The sequence below is a fragment of the Nocardia acididurans genome (assembly GCF_016741815.1).
Lineage (GTDB): Bacteria > Actinomycetota > Actinomycetes > Mycobacteriales > Mycobacteriaceae > Nocardia > Nocardia acididurans.
The window spans coordinates 424,702-440,047 of record NZ_JAERRJ010000001.1; the positions used below are offsets into that span (position 1 = coordinate 424,702).

The following is a 15,346-nucleotide window of genomic DNA, read 5'->3' on the forward strand; positions in this document are numbered from 1 at the left end:
TGGCAATATCAATCGACAACCGGGCAAGAACGGACTCCTAGGAGCACGTCATGTCCACGCCTATGCGCCGACCTGCCGACCACAACGATCCCCACCGGACCGTCCTCGCGGACGACGGTGTCCCCATCGCGGTACGCGAATTCGGTTCCCCCGAAGCGCCTCTCACGGTGGTTTTCGCACACGGCCACTGCCTGCGCACCGAGTCCTGGGAGCTGCTGCGGCGGCACCTCACCCGGTACTGGGGCGACGACATCCACCTGGTCTTCTACGACCATCGCGGACACGGGGATTCGGGCGCGGCCGACCCCGCCACCTACACCATCGACCACCTCGCCCACGATATGGACGCCGTACTGCGGGCCGTCGCACCCACCGGACCCGTTGTGCTGATCGGGCATTCGATGGGCGCGATGACCATCCTGGCCTACGCGCGGCTCTTCCCCGAGACCATCGGCTGCCGGGTGATCGGCGTCGGCCTGCTCGCGGGCGCGGCCAACAGCGTGACCCGGGTCGGGCTCGGGCGTTTCCTCAGCGCACCCGCGGTGACCTCGCTGCAAATGGCGGTGCGGCGCGCACCGCGGGCCATGCAGGCCTCGAAGCACCTCAGCCGCCGCATCTTCGAACCGCTCATGCGGGAGGTGGAGGAGGGCACCCGCAAGGTGAGCCCGCGGCTGGCGGCGGTGGCGACCACCCTGCTCAACGACACCTCACTGCTGACCATGGCCATGTTCCTGGACTCGCTCATCCGCTTCGACGAGATGGCGACCCTGCACCGGCTGGGCGCGATTCCGGCACTGGTGCTGCACGGGTCGGCCGACATCGTGATCCCGTTCGCGCATTCGGTGGTGCTGGCCTCGCAGCTCGACGACGCCGAGCTGGTGCGGCTGGACGGGGCCGGGCACAGCGTCATCGCCGAACGTGCCGAGGAGGTCGCGGCGGCCGTGGTTTCCCTCGTCGACCGGGCGCTGGCGCGATTGCGGGGGCATGACCCGGACTGCGGTCCGGAGTACGCGATCGCGGGCTAGAAGCGCATCGGAAGCGGGTCGCAAGACTCGCGAGTAGCCTGAGGGACAGGCCCTCTACCAGCGCAATTTCATTTCGGACGAGACGGATCCGATCTGATCACGTACTGTGTTGTAGATCACGATGTGTGGTCTGTCACACGGCTCGAGGAGGTTTCGATGACACGCAGCGAGATTGCGGAACTCCGCTACGCGGTCGGCCAGCTCCGGCAGTGCGTCAGCGCACTGCGGTCGCACTACGGCGAGGCGAATTCGGTCCGCCGCTTGGAGAACGACCTCGAACGGCTCGTCATCGACGCCGACGAGTTCGAGAACACCCCGCCACCCGCCGCCCCCGGCAAGCAGCAGCAGACCATCTACGTCCCCGACTCCAAGTCCGACGAGGCCGCCTGGATGGGCGCCCAGGACGAGGGCCTCGGCTTCCACTCGAAGCCGCGCACCAAGTAAGAACTCCAGACTCTGTGGGGTTCTCAGGGGCTTCGCCCCCGAACCCCCAGCAGCGAGAAGGGCGGGCGCGCCGAACCCCGTGGAGGGTGGCGGGTGGCCCGCACCACGAACTCAGGAGCTTCGGCTCCTACACCCCCGAGAGGGCGGGTGGCCCGGCCACCTGTCCTCTCGTCCATGTTCAGGGGCGGGTCGCGTTTCAGGCGCGGTGGCGGCCGAAGCGGCGGGGCGGGCGGGAGCCGTGGAAGCGGGTGCGTGTGGGTAGGAGCGCGGCGAGGCCGTATTCGTCTCGGCTGCTGGTCAATCCACGCCATCTGATAGCGAGGCATCCAGCATTGAATCCTCCCGGCGCAAGGTCCGGGATTTCTGGCTCATGCCGCCTGGCCGCTCGGCGAGCGGTCAGGACTTCCGCAATCAACACCAGCAGGGTTGAAACCAGCCCTGGCCAGAACCACATGCGCGGAGTTCTTGTCCCTTGGGGACACGAAACCGCATGCGGTGCAGCTGTATATGCGCTGGGACAGCGGTAAGCGGTGCTTGGTTCTCGCGAGGCACTTGCCGCAGTCCATGGTCGTGTGCGCAGGATGCACGAGCTTCACCTCGCGCGCGTGCTTACGCCCCATCGCGATCAGAGCGGTCTTCGTAACTGCGATTGCCGCATCCGCTGCCTTTCGTGCCATGGTCGTCTTGGTCAGGAACTTCGGTCGAAAATCCTCAACAGCGATCCGGTCGAAGTCGCGCACGACACGTTTCGCCCATTTGCGAGCATCGTCTGCACGCTGTCGCGCGACCTTTGCGTACGCCTGAGCGGCACAGCGCTTGGCATACTTGTATCGGTTAGACGCTGGGCGGCCCTTGGGTGGTCGTCGGCGCGCCATCATCCGCTGGTAGCGGGCCAGTTCCACCGCAGCCTTCTTGCCGTGCTCCGAGTGCGGAAGATCGTGCATATGACTGGTCGTCGTCGCGGTTTCTGTTACGCCCCAGTCGATCCCGATCGCACGTCCGGTCTCCGGCAGCCGGTCTGCAGACACCGAGATGACAAACGACACGTACCAGTCCCCGAGCGTGTCACGGTATACGCGCGCACTTGACGGGTGGGCAGGAAGCGCCCGAGACCAGATCGGTCCCAACTCGATTCCTCCAGCCAAGTGAAGGCGGCCGTTCGTTATCCGGAATCCGCGCTTCGTGTAATTCAAACTAGGCGGTGCCAAGTCCTTCTTCTTGAACTTCGGCATTCCCGCGCGTTGCTGCGTCGGACGCTGAGACTTGATGTCCGCCAGCGCTTTTGCCCGGGACTTCGCAAAGTCCCGGATGGCCTGCTGTTGCGGCACCGACGCCCCCGCACGCAACCATTCGTGCTCACCACGCCAGTTGGTCAGCTTCTTGTCCAAGCCAGCAGGCCCACAGGGCTGGCACGCCAGGTACGCCTCGCGAGATTCAGCAACACATCGGTTCCACACCCACCGGCACCGGTCCCACTCAGCCAGCAACCGCGCCCTCGCCGTGACGGAGCAGCGCAGACGGTAGGTGTAGCGAACAACCTGGCTGTCATCGCTTCGGACCATGACGCCGAATACTAGCCACACGTATCGCAAATACGTTCGATCACAAGCGGATTGACGTAGACACTCCCAATTGTCTCGAATGCCGAGTGTTGCCAGCCGTACGCCACGGAAACCAAACGACAGCAACCCGCCGCACATGTGGCGCAAATCACTGGATTACGAAAATGCGGTACCGGGGTCGGGTAATAGCTGCCCTGTCGTAAGGTGCTCACCATCACATTCGATGCCGGAGGTAACGATGACGTACCACGGAAAAGAGCAGCGAGGCATCCAGTGAGCGCCGCACCGACCAGGGCTCCCGAATCGGGTGCCACAGGGGTATTCAGCAAGAGCCGCGCGGCGATCGCGGCCAAGACGCTGCGCACCGATCGGTGGTGGGTGCCACCGCTGATCACGGTGCTGGGACTGGCCGTGTTCGTGATCTACGCGACCGTCAGATCCTTTCAGCGCGACTACTACTGGGTGAACGACTACCACTATCTGACGCCGTTCTATTCGCCCTGCCTGAGCGATTCGTGCGTCCCGGGTTCGAGCCATTTCGGCACGCCGATTCCCAAGCTGCCCAGCTGGATTCCGCTGGGCTTCCTGGTGTTGCCGTTCCTGCTGCTGTTCCGGCTCACCTGCTACTACTACCGCAAGGCCTACTACCGGTCGGTCTGGTTCTCGCCGCCGGCCTGCGCGGTGGCCGAGCCGCACGCGAAATACACCGGGGAGACCAAACTTCCGCTGATCATCCAGAACGCGCACCGGTACTTCTTCTACGCGGCGTGCGTCATCGCGGTGATCAACACCTACGACGCGGCGCTCACCTTCCACGCCAAGGACGGCGGATTCGGCATGGGTCTCGGCTCGCTGATCATCACCGTCAACGTCCTGTTGCTGTGGGCTTACACGCTGTCGTGCCACTCCTGCCGGCATATCGCGGGCGGGCGGCTCAAGCACTTCTCGCAGCATCCGGTGCGCTACCGGTTCTGGACCGTGGTGTCGAAGCTGAACACGCGCCACATGCAGTTGGCCTGGACCACCCTCGCCACGCTGATGCTCACCGACCTCTACGTGGCACTGGTCGCGGCGGGCAAGCTCAGCGACCTCCGGTTCATCGGCTGACCCTCAATTCCCGTGTTTCGAGAAACACTGTCTGTCAGGAGTATTCGGTTCCATGCCTGAAGTCGAGCGGCACAAGTACGACGTGGTCGTGATCGGCGCCGGTGGCGCCGGCCTGCGTGCGGTCATCGAGGCCCGGGAGCACGGGCTGTCGGTGGCGGTGGTGTGCAAGTCGTTGTTCGGAAAGGCGCACACCGTCATGGCGGAGGGCGGCTGCGCGGCCGCCATGGGCAATGCCAACGAGAAGGACAGCTGGCAGACCCACTTCAAGGACACCATGCGGGGCGGCAAGTTCCTCAACAACTGGCGCATGGCCGAGCTGCACGCGCAGGAGGCTCCCGACCGGGTGTGGGAACTGGAAACCTATGGGGCGCTGTTCGATCGGACCAAGGACGGCCGGATCAGCCAGCGCAACTTCGGTGGTCACACCTACCCGCGGCTCGCGCACGTCGGCGACCGCACGGGGCTGGAGATCATCCGCACCATGCAGCAGAAGATCGTGTCGCTGCAGCAGGAGGATTTCCAGCAGACCGGCGATTACGAGGCGCGCATCAAGGTGTTCGCCGAGTGCACCATCACCGAATTGCTCAAGGACGGCGACAAGATCTCCGGCGCGTTCGGCTACTGGCGCGAGTCGGGGCGGTTCATCCTCTTCGAGACGCCCGCCGTCGTGCTGGCCACGGGCGGAATCGGCAAGTCCTACAAGGTCACCTCCAACTCCTGGGAGTACACCGGTGACGGCCACGCGCTGGCGCTGCGCGCCGGGGCCTCGCTCATCAATATGGAGTTCCTGCAGTTCCATCCGACCGGCATGGTCTGGCCGCCCAGCGTGAAGGGCATTCTCGTCACCGAGGGCGTGCGCGGTGACGGCGGAGTGCTCAAGAACTCCGAGGGCGAGCGGTTCATGTTCAACTACATCCCCGCGGTGTTCAAGGGCCAGTACGCCGAGAGCATCGAGGAAGCCGATCAGTGGCTGAAGGACAACGACTCCGCAAGGCGCACACCGGATCTGCTGCCGCGCGACGAGGTCGCCCGCGCCATCAACGAGGAGGTGAAGGCGGGTCGCGGCACCCCGCACGGCGGCGTGTACCTGGACATCGCCTCGCGCCTGCCCGCCGCGGAGATCGTGAAGCGGCTGCCGTCCATGCACCACCAGTTCAAGGAGCTGGCGGATGTGGACATCACCAAGGAGCCCATGGAGGTCGGGCCGACCTGCCACTACGTCATGGGCGGCATCGAGGTGGATCCGGATACCGGTGCGGCCACCGTGCCAGGATTGTTCGCCGCCGGTGAGTGTTCCGGCGGTATGCACGGCTCCAACCGGCTCGGCGGCAACTCGTTGTCGGATCTGCTGGTGTTCGGGCGGCGGGCCGGATTGGGCGCGGCCACCTATGTGGAGCAGCTGCCGGGACGGCCCAAGATCTCCGACACGGATCTGGCGGCGGCGGCGAAAAGCGCTGTGGCGGCGTTCGATCCACCCTCGGAGGGCCCGTCGGAGAATCCGTACACGCTGCACATGGATCTGCAGCAGACCATGAACGATCTGGTCGGCATCATCCGCAAGGAACACGAGCTGAAGCAGGCCATCGAGCGGCTGTCGGAACTGCGCGAGCGCTACGACCACGTTCAGGTCGAGGGGCACCGCCAGTTCAACCCGGGCTGGCATCTGGCCATCGACCTGAAGAACATGCTGCTCATCAGCGAGTGCGTGGCGCAGGCGGCGTTGCAGCGCACCGAGAGTCGCGGCGGCCACACCCGCGACGACTTCCCGATGATGGACTCCACCTGGCGTAACAAGCTGCTGGTGTGCCGCATCGACCAGGACGAGATCGGCTTCTCGGTGCCGTCGGTGACGGTGACGCCGGAGGAGCAGCCGCCCATGCGCCGCGAACTGCTGGAGCTGTTCGATCTCTCGGAACTCGAAAAGTATTACGGCCCTGCTGATCTCGAAGCCCTGCACGGTGAGGCCGAGAAGACCGTCGCACCGCCGAGCGGCTCGGCCGATATCGAAGGGAACGCGTAGCCATGGGTTACGAAGCGAAGTTCAAGGTGTGGCGTGGCGACACCGACGGCGGTGATCTGCAGGACTTCACCGTGGAGGTGAACGAGGGCGAGGTGGTGCTCGACATCATCCACCGGCTGCAGGCCACGCAGGCGCCGGATCTGGCGGTGCGGTGGAACTGCAAGGCGGGCAAGTGCGGTTCGTGCTCGGCGGAGGTGAACGGGCGGCCGCGGCTGCTGTGCATGACGCGCATGTCGACGTTCACGCCGGACGAGGTGGTGACGGTGACGCCGATGCGCACCTTCCCGGTGATCCGTGACCTGGTCACGGACGTTTCCTTCAATTACCAGAAGGCGCGCGAGATCCCGTCCTTCACCCCGCCGGTGGATCTGAAGCCGGGTGATTACCGGATGCAGCAGGCGGATGTGGAACGGTCGCAGGAATTCCGCAAGTGCATCGAATGCTTCCTGTGCCAGAACACCTGTCACGTGGTGCGTGATCACGACGAGAACAAGGAAGCGTTCTCGGGTCCGCGATACCTGATGCGTATCGCGGAACTGGAAATGCATCCGCTCGATGTGGCGGATCGGCGTGAACTCGCGCAGGACGACGCGGGTCTGGGCCTGTGCAATATCACCAAATGCTGCACGGAGGTGTGCCCCGAGCACATCAAGATCACGGACAACGCCCTGATCCCGTTGAAGGAGCGGGTCGTGGACAACAGGTACGACCCGCTGGTCTGGTTGGGTAACAAGCTTTTCCGCCGCTAGAGCGGCTGATCCGACCGGGCGGTCGGCGTGGCGTCATAGGATGGCGACCACGCCGATCGCCACCGCGCCCACCAGCACGCCCACGGCGAGTGCCGGCAGAAATGCTCCGGTCAGTACGTATACGCCCATCGCCGATACCGCGAAGAGCATCCCTACGATCAGCCGTTCCACCCAGTCGTCGGGACCCATTTTCCGGTACCGGGGACGATAGTTTCTCAATCCTCGGTCCACGTATTCAGGGTTACCCATGCTTAGCCTGGGCAAACATGTTTTTGTTGCGAAACAGCGATCGAGTCGTGATCTCTCACGAGGGATATCCAGGGGGAGGGTGGCGCGGCGAAGAATCGCCGCGCCGATCGATCACCGTTCGAATGCGCCGCGTTCGATACCGGATGTGAATGAATCCCACTCCCGCGCCCCGAACACCAATGCGGGCCCCTCGGGATTCTTGCTGTCCCGCACGCCCACTGCGTCACCGGACAGGAACGCCACCTCCACGCACTCCTTGCCGGCGCCGCTGCGGCTGCTCTTGAACCACACGGCTCCGGCCAGATCCACGCTCATGCTGAGTACCCTTTCGACACCTGCCGCAGCAGGATTCTGCTGTCATCGGTATCCAGCGCACAGCGTTCCAGGCTCTCCTGAGCCTGGCGATAGCGCTGGACATCGCCCTGTCTTTCCAGATACAGATCTCCCGTGAAGCCCTCCACGTAGACCACGGGCGGCTCCACCGGTTGCCCTCTGCCGTCGGTCCCGAACTCGAGTATCACGAACGGGCCCGTCGAAAGTCCCAGGGGGACACCGGCTTCGAAGGGCAGGATGCGCAAAGCGACATTGGGTCGGGTGCTGAGCTCCGCCAAGTGCCGCACCTGCGTGGCCATCACCCTTGCACCTCCCACCGACCGGCGCAATACCGATTCGTGCAACACCATGGCGACGGTCGCCGGGCGAGTGCGGCGCATGATCAAAGCCTGCCGCTGCAGACGCAGCTGAACGCGCCGATTCAGTTCCGCCGGACCGTCTTCCGGATATCCGAGGCGGTTCAGGGCCCTGGCGTAGTCGGGCGTCTGCAGCAGTCCGGGCACGAGTTCGCTCTGGTAGCAGGACAGCTGCTGCGCGGATGCCTCGAGCCCGACATAGACGTCGAAGTTCTCCGGAATGAGATCGCCGTAGGAATGCCACCAGCTCTTGACGGCCGCCTGCTGCGCCAAACCCTTGAGCCCGTCGGCGATTTCGCCCGGTATGCCGTATATGCGGCACAGCTCCTGGATGTCGATGGTGCGGATGCGATCGGCATTGCCCTTCTCGAGCCGCTGTAGCGTGCTGGCTCCCCATTCCATGAGTTTGGCGGCCTCGGCGATGGTCAACCCCGCCTGTATGCGCCAGTCGCGCAAATAGCGCCCCAACTGGCGGCGGGGGAGTGTCGACCCGGGGACTTCGGACACAGCGCGCTCCGTTCTCGGTCGCGGCGCGAGCGGGACGACCGGCACCGGTGCGCTACGCTGCGATCCACCGGCTCCCGCCCGGACACACATCTCGGTACACACTTCATCAGGGGTAGTTCGTCCAACTTGGATAATCCTGCTCCCCCAGGCGGATTCGCTGCTGGGGATTCGCGCAATTTTGCGTTCTCATCGCCGATTTTCGCCCGCCGGGCGTCTGCCCATGGTGTGCTAGATGTGTGCCCGGAGAGGTGTTGCTAGGCCCCTTTCCTTTCCTGAAATCCTCCGGGCACTTCAGGAATGTCGTGGGAGGCGTTGAGATGCAACTGACTTCACTGAACATGCACGTGGCCGGTTTGCTGCAGTGTCGCAACGATCCGGGCGCGCTGACAGTCGAACAAGCCCATGCCGCAATGCAATTGCACCTCGATTGCACGGTGGAGACATGTTCGGTGCGGCGCAAGGCGCGGACCACGCTGGTGGAAGAGGGCCGCTGCGTACTCGACGAGCGCGCGCTGCCCTGACGGGAAACGGCCGGAGGGCGACCCGGGGAAGGCCCCTCGACCGATGAACGGCTGCCGCACAGCGCCTTCGAGTGCCGCGATACCTCCCTCCGGGTACCGCGGCACGGTCCCAACCGCGTGCCGCAGCGCGGTTCGGCCCGCCCGTTCCACAGACGACGGCCGGGCCGAACCGCACCCGAACCTCCTTCTCCGACGCCTACCCTGGAGCTATCGCACCCGCGCCGGCGAGGGGACGTCGTGGCAGTATTCGCAGCCTTCGGAGATTCGACGGTGCCGATATTCCGTCCGGCGTCACTGGCCGACCTCGAGGCCATCCACGCACTGGAGACCAGCGAATTCGCGCAGCTGGGATATCCGTACTTCGTACTGCGGCAGCTGTTCGAACTGCACGGCGCGGACTGGACGATCGCCGAATATCAGAGCGAGGTCTGCGGATACGTCCTCACCGCCATCGGCCCCACCGGGTGCGCGTGGTTCATGGGCATCGCGGTCGCCCGCTACTGCCGGGGTCGCGGATTCGGCCGCAAACTGCTCGAGGCCGCACTCGACCACTGCCGCCGCGCCCGCGTGGACCAGGTGTTCGTCACCGTGCGCCCCGACAACAAGGCCGCCTACCACCTGTACAAAGAGGTCGGCTTCGTCTGGGCCGATCAGGACAAACGGTACTTCGGCGCGAACGAGCCCCGAGATGTACTGGTGCGCAGGCTATATCATTGATCATGCTCGAAAAGAGCTCGCCGTCCTCGGAGTTCGTCGCCGCCATGGGCATGCGCATCGAACGCCACGCCGCCGTGTACGCCGAGCAGGATGTCCACACCTTCCTCCAGCAGCCGCATCGCATCCGGCGGCACGCCACCGAACAACCACTGCTCGACCTCTTCACCCATCACGTCGAAGCCGTGGTCGCCACCTACGATCCGCCCGGCATCCGGCGCGCCGGGGACAGCCTGGTCTTCGAACACATCTATACGGCGGTGCTGCGCCCCGCCGCCGGGCAGCCCGCACCCCGGGCGACGGACCTGCTCACCGCGCTGCTCGCCGCCGAGGTGGAGTTCCGCGGGCCGCTGCGGTTGAGCCGCACGCAGAACCGGCAACTCGCGGAAACCTATGAGCGCCTGGGCAAACCGCTCGTGACGGCCGGGCTGCCCGCCCACGCCGCCCTCGCGCTGCGCCGCGCGAGCGGGCTGTACCGCATGGACGAGGACACCGACGCCGAGGACCGCTGCGGCCTGGCGCTGGCCCGTGCGCGCCGACTCGCGCAGCCGGTGGCGTGGAAACGTGTCGGCGGCCTGTTCCCGGATCTGGTGTGCGGGTACGGGTACCGGCCGTTCCGCATGCTGGCGGTGATGGCCGTGCAGCTGATCATCTTCAGCGTCGCCATCGCCCTGCTGTCGCACGAGGCGGTCGCCACCACGATCTACAAGGTGATGGTCAGCTATCTGAATCCGCTCGGGCCGGGAGACACCGAGGGTTTGGACAAGGGCGGCCGGGTGCTGTTCGTTCTCGAGTCCATCCTCGGCACGGTCACCCTGTCGGTGTTCTTCGCGCTGCTCGTGCGCCGCTGGTTCCGGCTCTGACCAGCCCTACGCCCAGCAGTGGGCATTCACCACACCCAGGGGTTTCAGGGGCGTCAGCCCCTGAGGGTCCGGGAGTGGGTATTCACCACTTCGCGGTGCTGATCTTCGCTGTCCGCAGGGCTTCCAGGGTCGCCACGGCCAGCCGGTCCCGGAGTCGGCCGACCTGCGCGGTCCACTGCTTGGTGAAGCCGGGATCGGTTTCCAGCCGAATCCACAACTCGCGCAGGCGTGGTGGCGTGTACGCCCCGGGCATCCACAGGTGCACAAGGTCTTCCAGCAACGGCAACAGGCCCGGCACCGTATCGCGTTCCGGTCCCGCCGCATCCGCGTCGGCGAGGGCGTTGCCGAGCGTGGTCAGCAGCCAGTCGTGCAGTGCCAGATCCTCGCAGAAGCGTTGCGCCCCAGCCAGATCCCGCACGGTCGGCACCATGATCCGCACGGACCGGGTGGCCTCGTCCTCCAGCCGGAAGGCGAACAGGGTGCGCCCGCGCACCTCGCCCGCCACCGGCGGAGCCACCCGCGCGGCCCAGCGCAGTCTGGTCGGCGCGGTCCGCAGCCGCGGCTGCTGGTCCAGCAGATCGGACATGCGCACCTGGGCGAGCAGGCGTTCGCTGATCGAACCCATATCGAGGGTGGTGGCGCTGGACGCCTCCAGGAAGCCCTCGGTCAGATCGACCGCGGCCACGGTGTCGTCCCCGATCCGGTGGATCAGTTCGACCGATCCCAGCCGGGCCAGATAGTGCGACCAGGCGAGTCGATTGGTCTTCTCCGCCCACACCACCCGGGTGCACGCCGAACTCTGCCCGACCCGGCCGCCCGTCACCACGGCATGTGAGGCGACGGTTCCGACGGCCCGGCTCTTCGAGGACGAGACGGTGGCCAGATTGCAGTCCACGCCCTCCGCGGCCGTGGGCGAAACACCCAGGGGCAGTGGCCTTTCCCGCATCGAGACGCGCTGACCGGGCAGCAGCGCCAGCAGCCGCTCCACCTCCCGCGCCGAGAGCGCGACCGAATGCGGCAGCAGCGTGGTGCGCACCTCCCCCAGCAGAACCAGCGGATCGCTCACGGCCGCCTCACACGTCGCCGATGAACACGTGGCTCAGCCGCTGCGTGACCTCGCGCGGCATGGTGATCCGTTCGCGCGCAGCCCTTTCCACGAGTTTCTCGTACACCTCGTCGTCGGGCCGCAGATGCGCCAGGATCACCCGCACCGCGTGCTCGATGCCGAGATAGTGGTACGGCAGCAGCGACAGCGCCCGGTAGGCCGCGAACGGCGCGGCATCCGGATTCAACTGCATGACCGCCGGCATCTTGTTCCAGTGGTCGGGCCAGCGTGCCGGGCGCTCGCGCGGGGCGGCCACCACCGCGCCGTCGTTGCGAATCATGCCCAGCCGCAACAACTGCCAGATCGAGGCCAGGAACGGGCAGGACCACAGCGTGCGGTCGACGCCGTTGCGGCGCTCGGTGCTCCACAGCTGCACATCCAGGAAGATCGAATGGTTGCGGGCGTTGTATTCCTCCGGCGGGCGGTACGGTCCGACCCGCATGGCCTGCTCGCGTTCGTCGTCGGAGGAGCGGCGGCCGTTGCACAGCCAGCCGCCCTCCAGGGTCGGCGGCCTGCGGCCATTGGATTCCTCGTCGGGCTGCGCGATCAGGCGCGAAACCATCATCTCCGCCAGGCGGATCGGTTCGCCCACGGGCTCCTCGCCGATGAAGGTCGGCACCTCCGCGCAGCCGGCCTCGCGGGCGAGATAGTCGATGCGGACGTCGCATTCCTCGGCCAGCTCGAGCACCTTGTCCAGCACCCGGGTGGGGTCGGTGTCGCTCTTGAAATAGTCGTCGACCAGGAAGCAGGTGCTCACCCGCGCCCGCCCGTCGCGTTCCTCCTGCGCGATCTCCGTGAATTTGCGCAGCAGCGGCGCGACGCGCTGGAACTGGGCCCGGATGCGGTCCTCGCGCACGGTGCCGTTGGCGATCTGGTCCATGTAGAAGTGGCCGACCTCGATGGATAGATGCGACAGCTCCTGCCCGGCCACCCGGTGCCGTTCCCCGGCCTCGCTGTAATCGGTTGTGGTCACGGTTGGTCGTCCAGCCTTTCCCAGAACGCCTCGGTGGTGAGCCGGAGCGCGAGTTGGCGGAAAGCGTCTACGGTTTCCACATTGGCGATACTGGCCGAGACGTCCACATCCAGGATCACCTGTTCCCGGCACTGCAGCATGGGCTCCACCGGGGTGCTGCCCATGACCACGCTGTCGCCCAACAGGTATCGGACGGCCGCGCGATGCAGGGTGTCGTTCTGTTCCTGCAACCATTCCGCCTGCGCGGGACGCATCCCCGTGGCCGACTCGATATTCGGCACGGCGGTCCGCACGTATCGCAGCGAGTTCAGCAGGTCGTCGGGCTTGTGTCCACACGCCTCGCCGGTCTTGATGATGCCGTGGTCGCCGCGCACCAGGCCGTGCGCGGCGATCAGATGCTGGCGGGTCCAGCGGTGGAAGACCAGCCAGCGCGCGGTGGCATGGGCCAGCTGCGGACGCTGGGTGGCCTCGAGCACCAGGGCCAGCGCGACCGAGCGGCCCGAGCTCAGATCCACGAAGGTGACGTCGAATTCCTGCTCGCAGGCGGCCAGCAGGGCGGCGCACCGGCCGACCATGGCCCGGTCGGGCGTACTGGTGAACTCGCCCCCGTCGCGGTCGCCGGGGAACATCACCAGACGGCCGGACGGATGCCGGGACTGGCGCAGCGCCACCCGATCGGTTTCCGAGCGCACGCTCAGGCGTTCCACGCTGCCGTTGTGGCCCAGCAGGTATTCGTGCAGGCCGGTGCCGTCGGTGACGCCGCGATCGACGCGGCTGATCTCGAAAGTGCCTCCGGCGGTGGGTGATCCGAAGTCGAAGTCCAGGTAGGCGACCTTCTTGCCGCGCATGCTGAGCCAGTAGGCCATATTGCAGCTGGTCACCGAGCGGCCGGTGCCACCCTTGTCGGATGCGGCGAAGACGAGCACGTCACATGCCCCCTCTCGTCGCGTCGGACCGGGCGTAATCCAATTCGTCCAGTTCCAGCAGGGTTTGGGTGGTGAGGCTGAGCGCGGTGCCGGGACGCTCCTCGATCAGCTGCCGCGCCCGCTCCAGCCGCTGCACCGCGCGGGAGAGCCGGGCGCGGTTGGGGGACACCAGCTCCAGGCCGGATTCCAGCAGTTCGCGGTTGAGCAGGTGCTCGGCCTCGGTGAGCAGCTCCATGGCCCGCTGCACCAGGCTCGGCGAGCGCAGCGGCGGTTCCCGATACATGCCCGCGGCCGCGACCAGGCACTCCACCACGCGCTCGGTGAGGTACCAGGAGGGCTCGCGGCGGTCCGGGCCGCCGAACAGCCGGGAGGGGTCGTCCCACAGACCGGTGGCCGGGCCGATCCGGAAGGCGCGCTGATCCAGATGCTCCATGGCGTCCTCGGCCAGCCGCATCAGCTGATCGCGGGTCTCCATGGTGTCCGAGACCCGCGCGGCCTGCAGTGACCGCTTCAAAAGCACTGTGGCGTAATCGGATACGGTCCACACCAGCAGCGGACCCGGATCCGCGTCCTCGCTGCCGAACAGGCGCAGGGCGACACCGGGGGTGTGCATGGCGCGCGCCGGATCGTTCACGGTGAGGCGGCGGGTGATCCGCCCGCGGCGCGCCAGCTCGTCGAAAATCGGTGCGGCCCTGTTCAAATCGTCGTCGTTTGCTTCCCGATTGAGCAGGTCCTGGATGAGCGCCGCGGATACGATGAGGCTGAAGTACTCCGACTCCTCGCCGTCGGAGGTGCGCCAGGGGATGTCCTCCAGCGGCCAGCGGCCCGGCCCGAAACGCGCGACGGCCGACCAGTAGCGCTGCGCCAGATCCCAGCGCAGCTGCAGGGCCTCGGCCAGGCGGCGCTGCTGCGGGTTGAGCAGATCCAGCTCTCGGGTGCGAACCGAGGTCAGGTCGTTGATGCCGTCCAGGGCGACGACGGTGAAATACAGGTAGGGGCGTGCCACGGCGAAACCCGGGCCGGAGGCGATCGGCAGCTCCACGAATTCGATGGGCGCGCCGCCGCGGACCAGGCCCCAGCTCCAGCCGCATTCGAACAGCATGCCCTCGTCCTCGAGCTTGACGCCCGGCGTCTGGCTCAAGGTCACGTCGTTGAGTAGTCGGGTGCGCACCCGGTCCAGCCTGGTCAGCACGGCGTCCACCACGGTGGCGTTCGGCGTGCCGGTCTGATTGAGCATGGACAGCATGGCGCGGCCCGAATCCGATTCGGGTTTCACGGTATTCACCACGAAGCTGCGGACCAGCCCGACCATGGCGGCGGTGAGGCGACTGCTCACCCGCTCCACCAGGCCTTCCTTGCGGGCGACGAGCTGTCGTATCGGCTGCTTGGTGGTGAAGATGTCCAGGGAGCGAAGGAATTTCAGGGCGGACAGGCACAGGGTCAGCGACATGGAGTAGGAGTCGACGACATCGAGGCGGCGCTGGACGGCGGTCGGTTCCGCGTCCTCCATACCGGTGAAGTAGCTGCCCGCCGAAAAGACCGGAATGTCCTGCTTCACACCGTCGATCTCGACGGATTCGGTATAGCGGGTGAGATAGTCGTCGATCAGTCCCAGCACGGCGGTGGTGATGCGCACCGGCCGATCGCCCAGCGCGGCCAGCACCTCGCGAATGTCCTTGGCCATATTGTCCGGATCGGCGAGCCCGAAACCGTCGATCTCGGTGGAGGGATACAGCAGGCACAGCAGCTGTTCGGCATCACTGATGGAGTTGGATCCGGCGGTGCCGCCCCACTTCCATTCACCGCCCTGATAGCAGGCGGTCAACATCGACCGCCACACGCCGAGAATCTGCTCCCGGGGCTGAATTCTCATCGATGCCGTCCCTGCGTAT

At 66.2% G+C, this 15,346-nt stretch carries 16 protein-coding genes; 8 read left to right on the forward strand and 8 right to left on the reverse strand.

Features of this window, described 5'->3' with window-relative positions:
- Nucleotides 1-50 precede the first annotated feature (50 nt).
- Both JK358_RS01955 and JK358_RS01960 read left to right on the forward strand, forming a co-directional pair.
- A complete protein-coding gene (locus JK358_RS01955) occupies nucleotides 51-1,025 on the forward strand; it encodes an alpha/beta fold hydrolase (protein ID WP_201942698.1) in 975 nt (324 codons plus the stop codon).
- A gap of 156 nt (nucleotides 1,026-1,181) precedes the next feature.
- Nucleotides 1,182-1,469: an Rv0250c family protein gene (locus tag JK358_RS01960; protein ID WP_201942701.1), complete on the forward strand. Its 288-nt coding sequence runs from the start codon at nucleotides 1,182-1,184 to the stop codon at nucleotides 1,467-1,469.
- Between the two features lie 368 nt (nucleotides 1,470-1,837).
- On the opposite strand, the gene JK358_RS01965 is transcribed toward JK358_RS01960, so the two are convergent.
- Nucleotides 1,838-3,031, reverse strand: coding sequence for an RNA-guided endonuclease InsQ/TnpB family protein (locus tag JK358_RS01965; RefSeq protein WP_232850578.1), 1,194 nt, complete (start codon nucleotides 3,029-3,031; stop codon nucleotides 1,838-1,840).
- 273 nt (nucleotides 3,032-3,304) lie between these two features.
- Between JK358_RS01965 and sdhC the strand changes: the two genes are divergently transcribed.
- The 3 genes from sdhC to JK358_RS01980 are packed head-to-tail and all read left to right on the forward strand — an operon-like array spanning nucleotide 3,305 to nucleotide 6,907.
- Nucleotides 3,305-4,138: a succinate dehydrogenase subunit SdhC gene (gene sdhC / locus JK358_RS01970; protein ID WP_201942707.1), complete on the forward strand. Its 834-nt coding sequence runs from the start codon at nucleotides 3,305-3,307 to the stop codon at nucleotides 4,136-4,138.
- Nucleotides 4,139-4,190: 52 nt separating this feature from the next.
- Nucleotides 4,191-6,158 (forward strand): fumarate reductase/succinate dehydrogenase flavoprotein subunit, encoded by a 1,968-nt coding sequence (locus JK358_RS01975; RefSeq protein ID WP_201942710.1) that lies wholly within the window; start codon nucleotides 4,191-4,193, stop codon nucleotides 6,156-6,158.
- Nucleotides 6,159-6,160: 2 nt separating this feature from the next.
- Entirely contained in the window at nucleotides 6,161-6,907 is a 747-nt protein-coding gene (locus JK358_RS01980; RefSeq protein WP_201942712.1) for a succinate dehydrogenase/fumarate reductase iron-sulfur subunit, read from the forward strand.
- Between the two features lie 33 nt (nucleotides 6,908-6,940).
- Here JK358_RS01980 and JK358_RS01985 read toward each other — a convergent pair whose 3' ends face one another.
- From JK358_RS01985 to JK358_RS01995, 3 genes are all read right to left on the reverse strand, one after another.
- Entirely contained in the window at nucleotides 6,941-7,156 is a 216-nt protein-coding gene (locus JK358_RS01985; RefSeq protein WP_232850579.1) for a hypothetical protein, read from the reverse strand.
- Between the two features lie 111 nt (nucleotides 7,157-7,267).
- Nucleotides 7,268-7,471 carry a DUF397 domain-containing protein gene (locus JK358_RS01990; protein ID WP_201942714.1) on the reverse strand — a complete coding sequence of 68 codons (204 nt, stop codon included), beginning with the start codon at nucleotides 7,469-7,471 and terminating at the stop codon, nucleotides 7,268-7,270.
- Nucleotides 7,468-8,352, reverse strand: a complete 885-nt coding sequence (locus JK358_RS01995; RefSeq protein ID WP_307817233.1) for a helix-turn-helix domain-containing protein — start codon at nucleotides 8,350-8,352, stop codon at nucleotides 7,468-7,470. The genes JK358_RS01990 and JK358_RS01995 overlap by 4 nt, the downstream gene beginning before the upstream one ends.
- 317 nt (nucleotides 8,353-8,669) lie before the next feature.
- On the opposite strand from JK358_RS01995, the gene JK358_RS02000 reads away from it, so the two are divergent.
- From JK358_RS02000 to JK358_RS02010, 3 genes are all read left to right on the forward strand, one after another.
- Nucleotides 8,670-8,873, forward strand: coding sequence for a hypothetical protein (locus JK358_RS02000; RefSeq protein ID WP_201942719.1), 204 nt, complete (start codon nucleotides 8,670-8,672; stop codon nucleotides 8,871-8,873).
- 237 nt (nucleotides 8,874-9,110) lie between these two features.
- Nucleotides 9,111-9,590 (forward strand): GNAT family N-acetyltransferase, encoded by a 480-nt coding sequence (locus JK358_RS02005; protein WP_201942722.1) that lies wholly within the window; start codon nucleotides 9,111-9,113, stop codon nucleotides 9,588-9,590.
- A gap of 2 nt (nucleotides 9,591-9,592) precedes the next feature.
- The gene (locus tag JK358_RS02010; protein ID WP_201942724.1) at nucleotides 9,593-10,450 is read left to right on the forward strand and encodes a hypothetical protein; all 858 of its coding nucleotides are present in this window, start codon (nucleotides 9,593-9,595) and stop codon (nucleotides 10,448-10,450) included.
- A gap of 82 nt (nucleotides 10,451-10,532) precedes the next feature.
- Here JK358_RS02010 and JK358_RS02015 read toward each other — a convergent pair whose 3' ends face one another.
- Genes JK358_RS02015 through JK358_RS02030 form a run of 4 tightly spaced genes read right to left on the reverse strand, consistent with a single transcriptional unit; the run spans nucleotide 10,533 to nucleotide 15,327 of the window.
- Nucleotides 10,533-11,516 (reverse strand): SCO2521 family protein, encoded by a 984-nt coding sequence (locus JK358_RS02015; protein WP_201942726.1) that lies wholly within the window; start codon nucleotides 11,514-11,516, stop codon nucleotides 10,533-10,535.
- Nucleotides 11,517-11,523: 7 nt separating this feature from the next.
- Nucleotides 11,524-12,528: an SCO2522 family protein gene (locus tag JK358_RS02020; protein ID WP_201942729.1), complete on the reverse strand. Its 1,005-nt coding sequence runs from the start codon at nucleotides 12,526-12,528 to the stop codon at nucleotides 11,524-11,526.
- Complete coding sequence (locus JK358_RS02025) at nucleotides 12,525-13,454, reverse strand: SCO2523 family variant P-loop protein (RefSeq protein ID WP_201942732.1); 930 nt, start codon at nucleotides 13,452-13,454, stop codon at nucleotides 12,525-12,527. The genes JK358_RS02020 and JK358_RS02025 overlap by 4 nt, the downstream gene beginning before the upstream one ends.
- A gap of 1 nt (nucleotide 13,455) precedes the next feature.
- Entirely contained in the window at nucleotides 13,456-15,327 is a 1,872-nt protein-coding gene (locus JK358_RS02030; RefSeq protein ID WP_201942735.1) for an SCO2524 family protein, read from the reverse strand.
- Nucleotides 15,328-15,346 lie beyond the last annotated feature (19 nt).

What these genes read in the sequence shown, in the direction of transcription:
- JK358_RS01955 (WP_201942698.1), top strand. Translation starts at nt 51, where the DNA reads ATGTCCACGCCTATGCGCCGACCTGCCGACCACAACGATCCCCACCGG.
- JK358_RS01960 (WP_201942701.1), top strand. Translation starts at nt 1,182, where the DNA reads ATGACACGCAGCGAGATTGCGGAACTCCGCTACGCGGTCGGCCAGCTC.
- JK358_RS01965 (WP_232850578.1), bottom strand. Translation starts at nt 3,031, where the DNA reads ATGGTCCGAAGCGATGACAGCCAGGTTGTTCGCTACACCTACCGTCTG.
- JK358_RS01975 (WP_201942710.1), top strand. Translation starts at nt 4,191, where the DNA reads ATGCCTGAAGTCGAGCGGCACAAGTACGACGTGGTCGTGATCGGCGCC.
- JK358_RS01980 (WP_201942712.1), top strand. Translation starts at nt 6,161, where the DNA reads ATGGGTTACGAAGCGAAGTTCAAGGTGTGGCGTGGCGACACCGACGGC.
- JK358_RS01985 (WP_232850579.1), bottom strand. Translation starts at nt 7,156, where the DNA reads ATGGGTAACCCTGAATACGTGGACCGAGGATTGAGAAACTATCGTCCC.
- JK358_RS01990 (WP_201942714.1), bottom strand. Translation starts at nt 7,471, where the DNA reads ATGAGCGTGGATCTGGCCGGAGCCGTGTGGTTCAAGAGCAGCCGCAGC.
- JK358_RS02000 (WP_201942719.1), top strand. Translation starts at nt 8,670, where the DNA reads ATGCAACTGACTTCACTGAACATGCACGTGGCCGGTTTGCTGCAGTGT.
- JK358_RS02010 (WP_201942724.1), top strand. Translation starts at nt 9,593, where the DNA reads ATGCTCGAAAAGAGCTCGCCGTCCTCGGAGTTCGTCGCCGCCATGGGC.
- JK358_RS02030 (WP_201942735.1), bottom strand. Translation starts at nt 15,327, where the DNA reads ATGAGAATTCAGCCCCGGGAGCAGATTCTCGGCGTGTGGCGGTCGATG.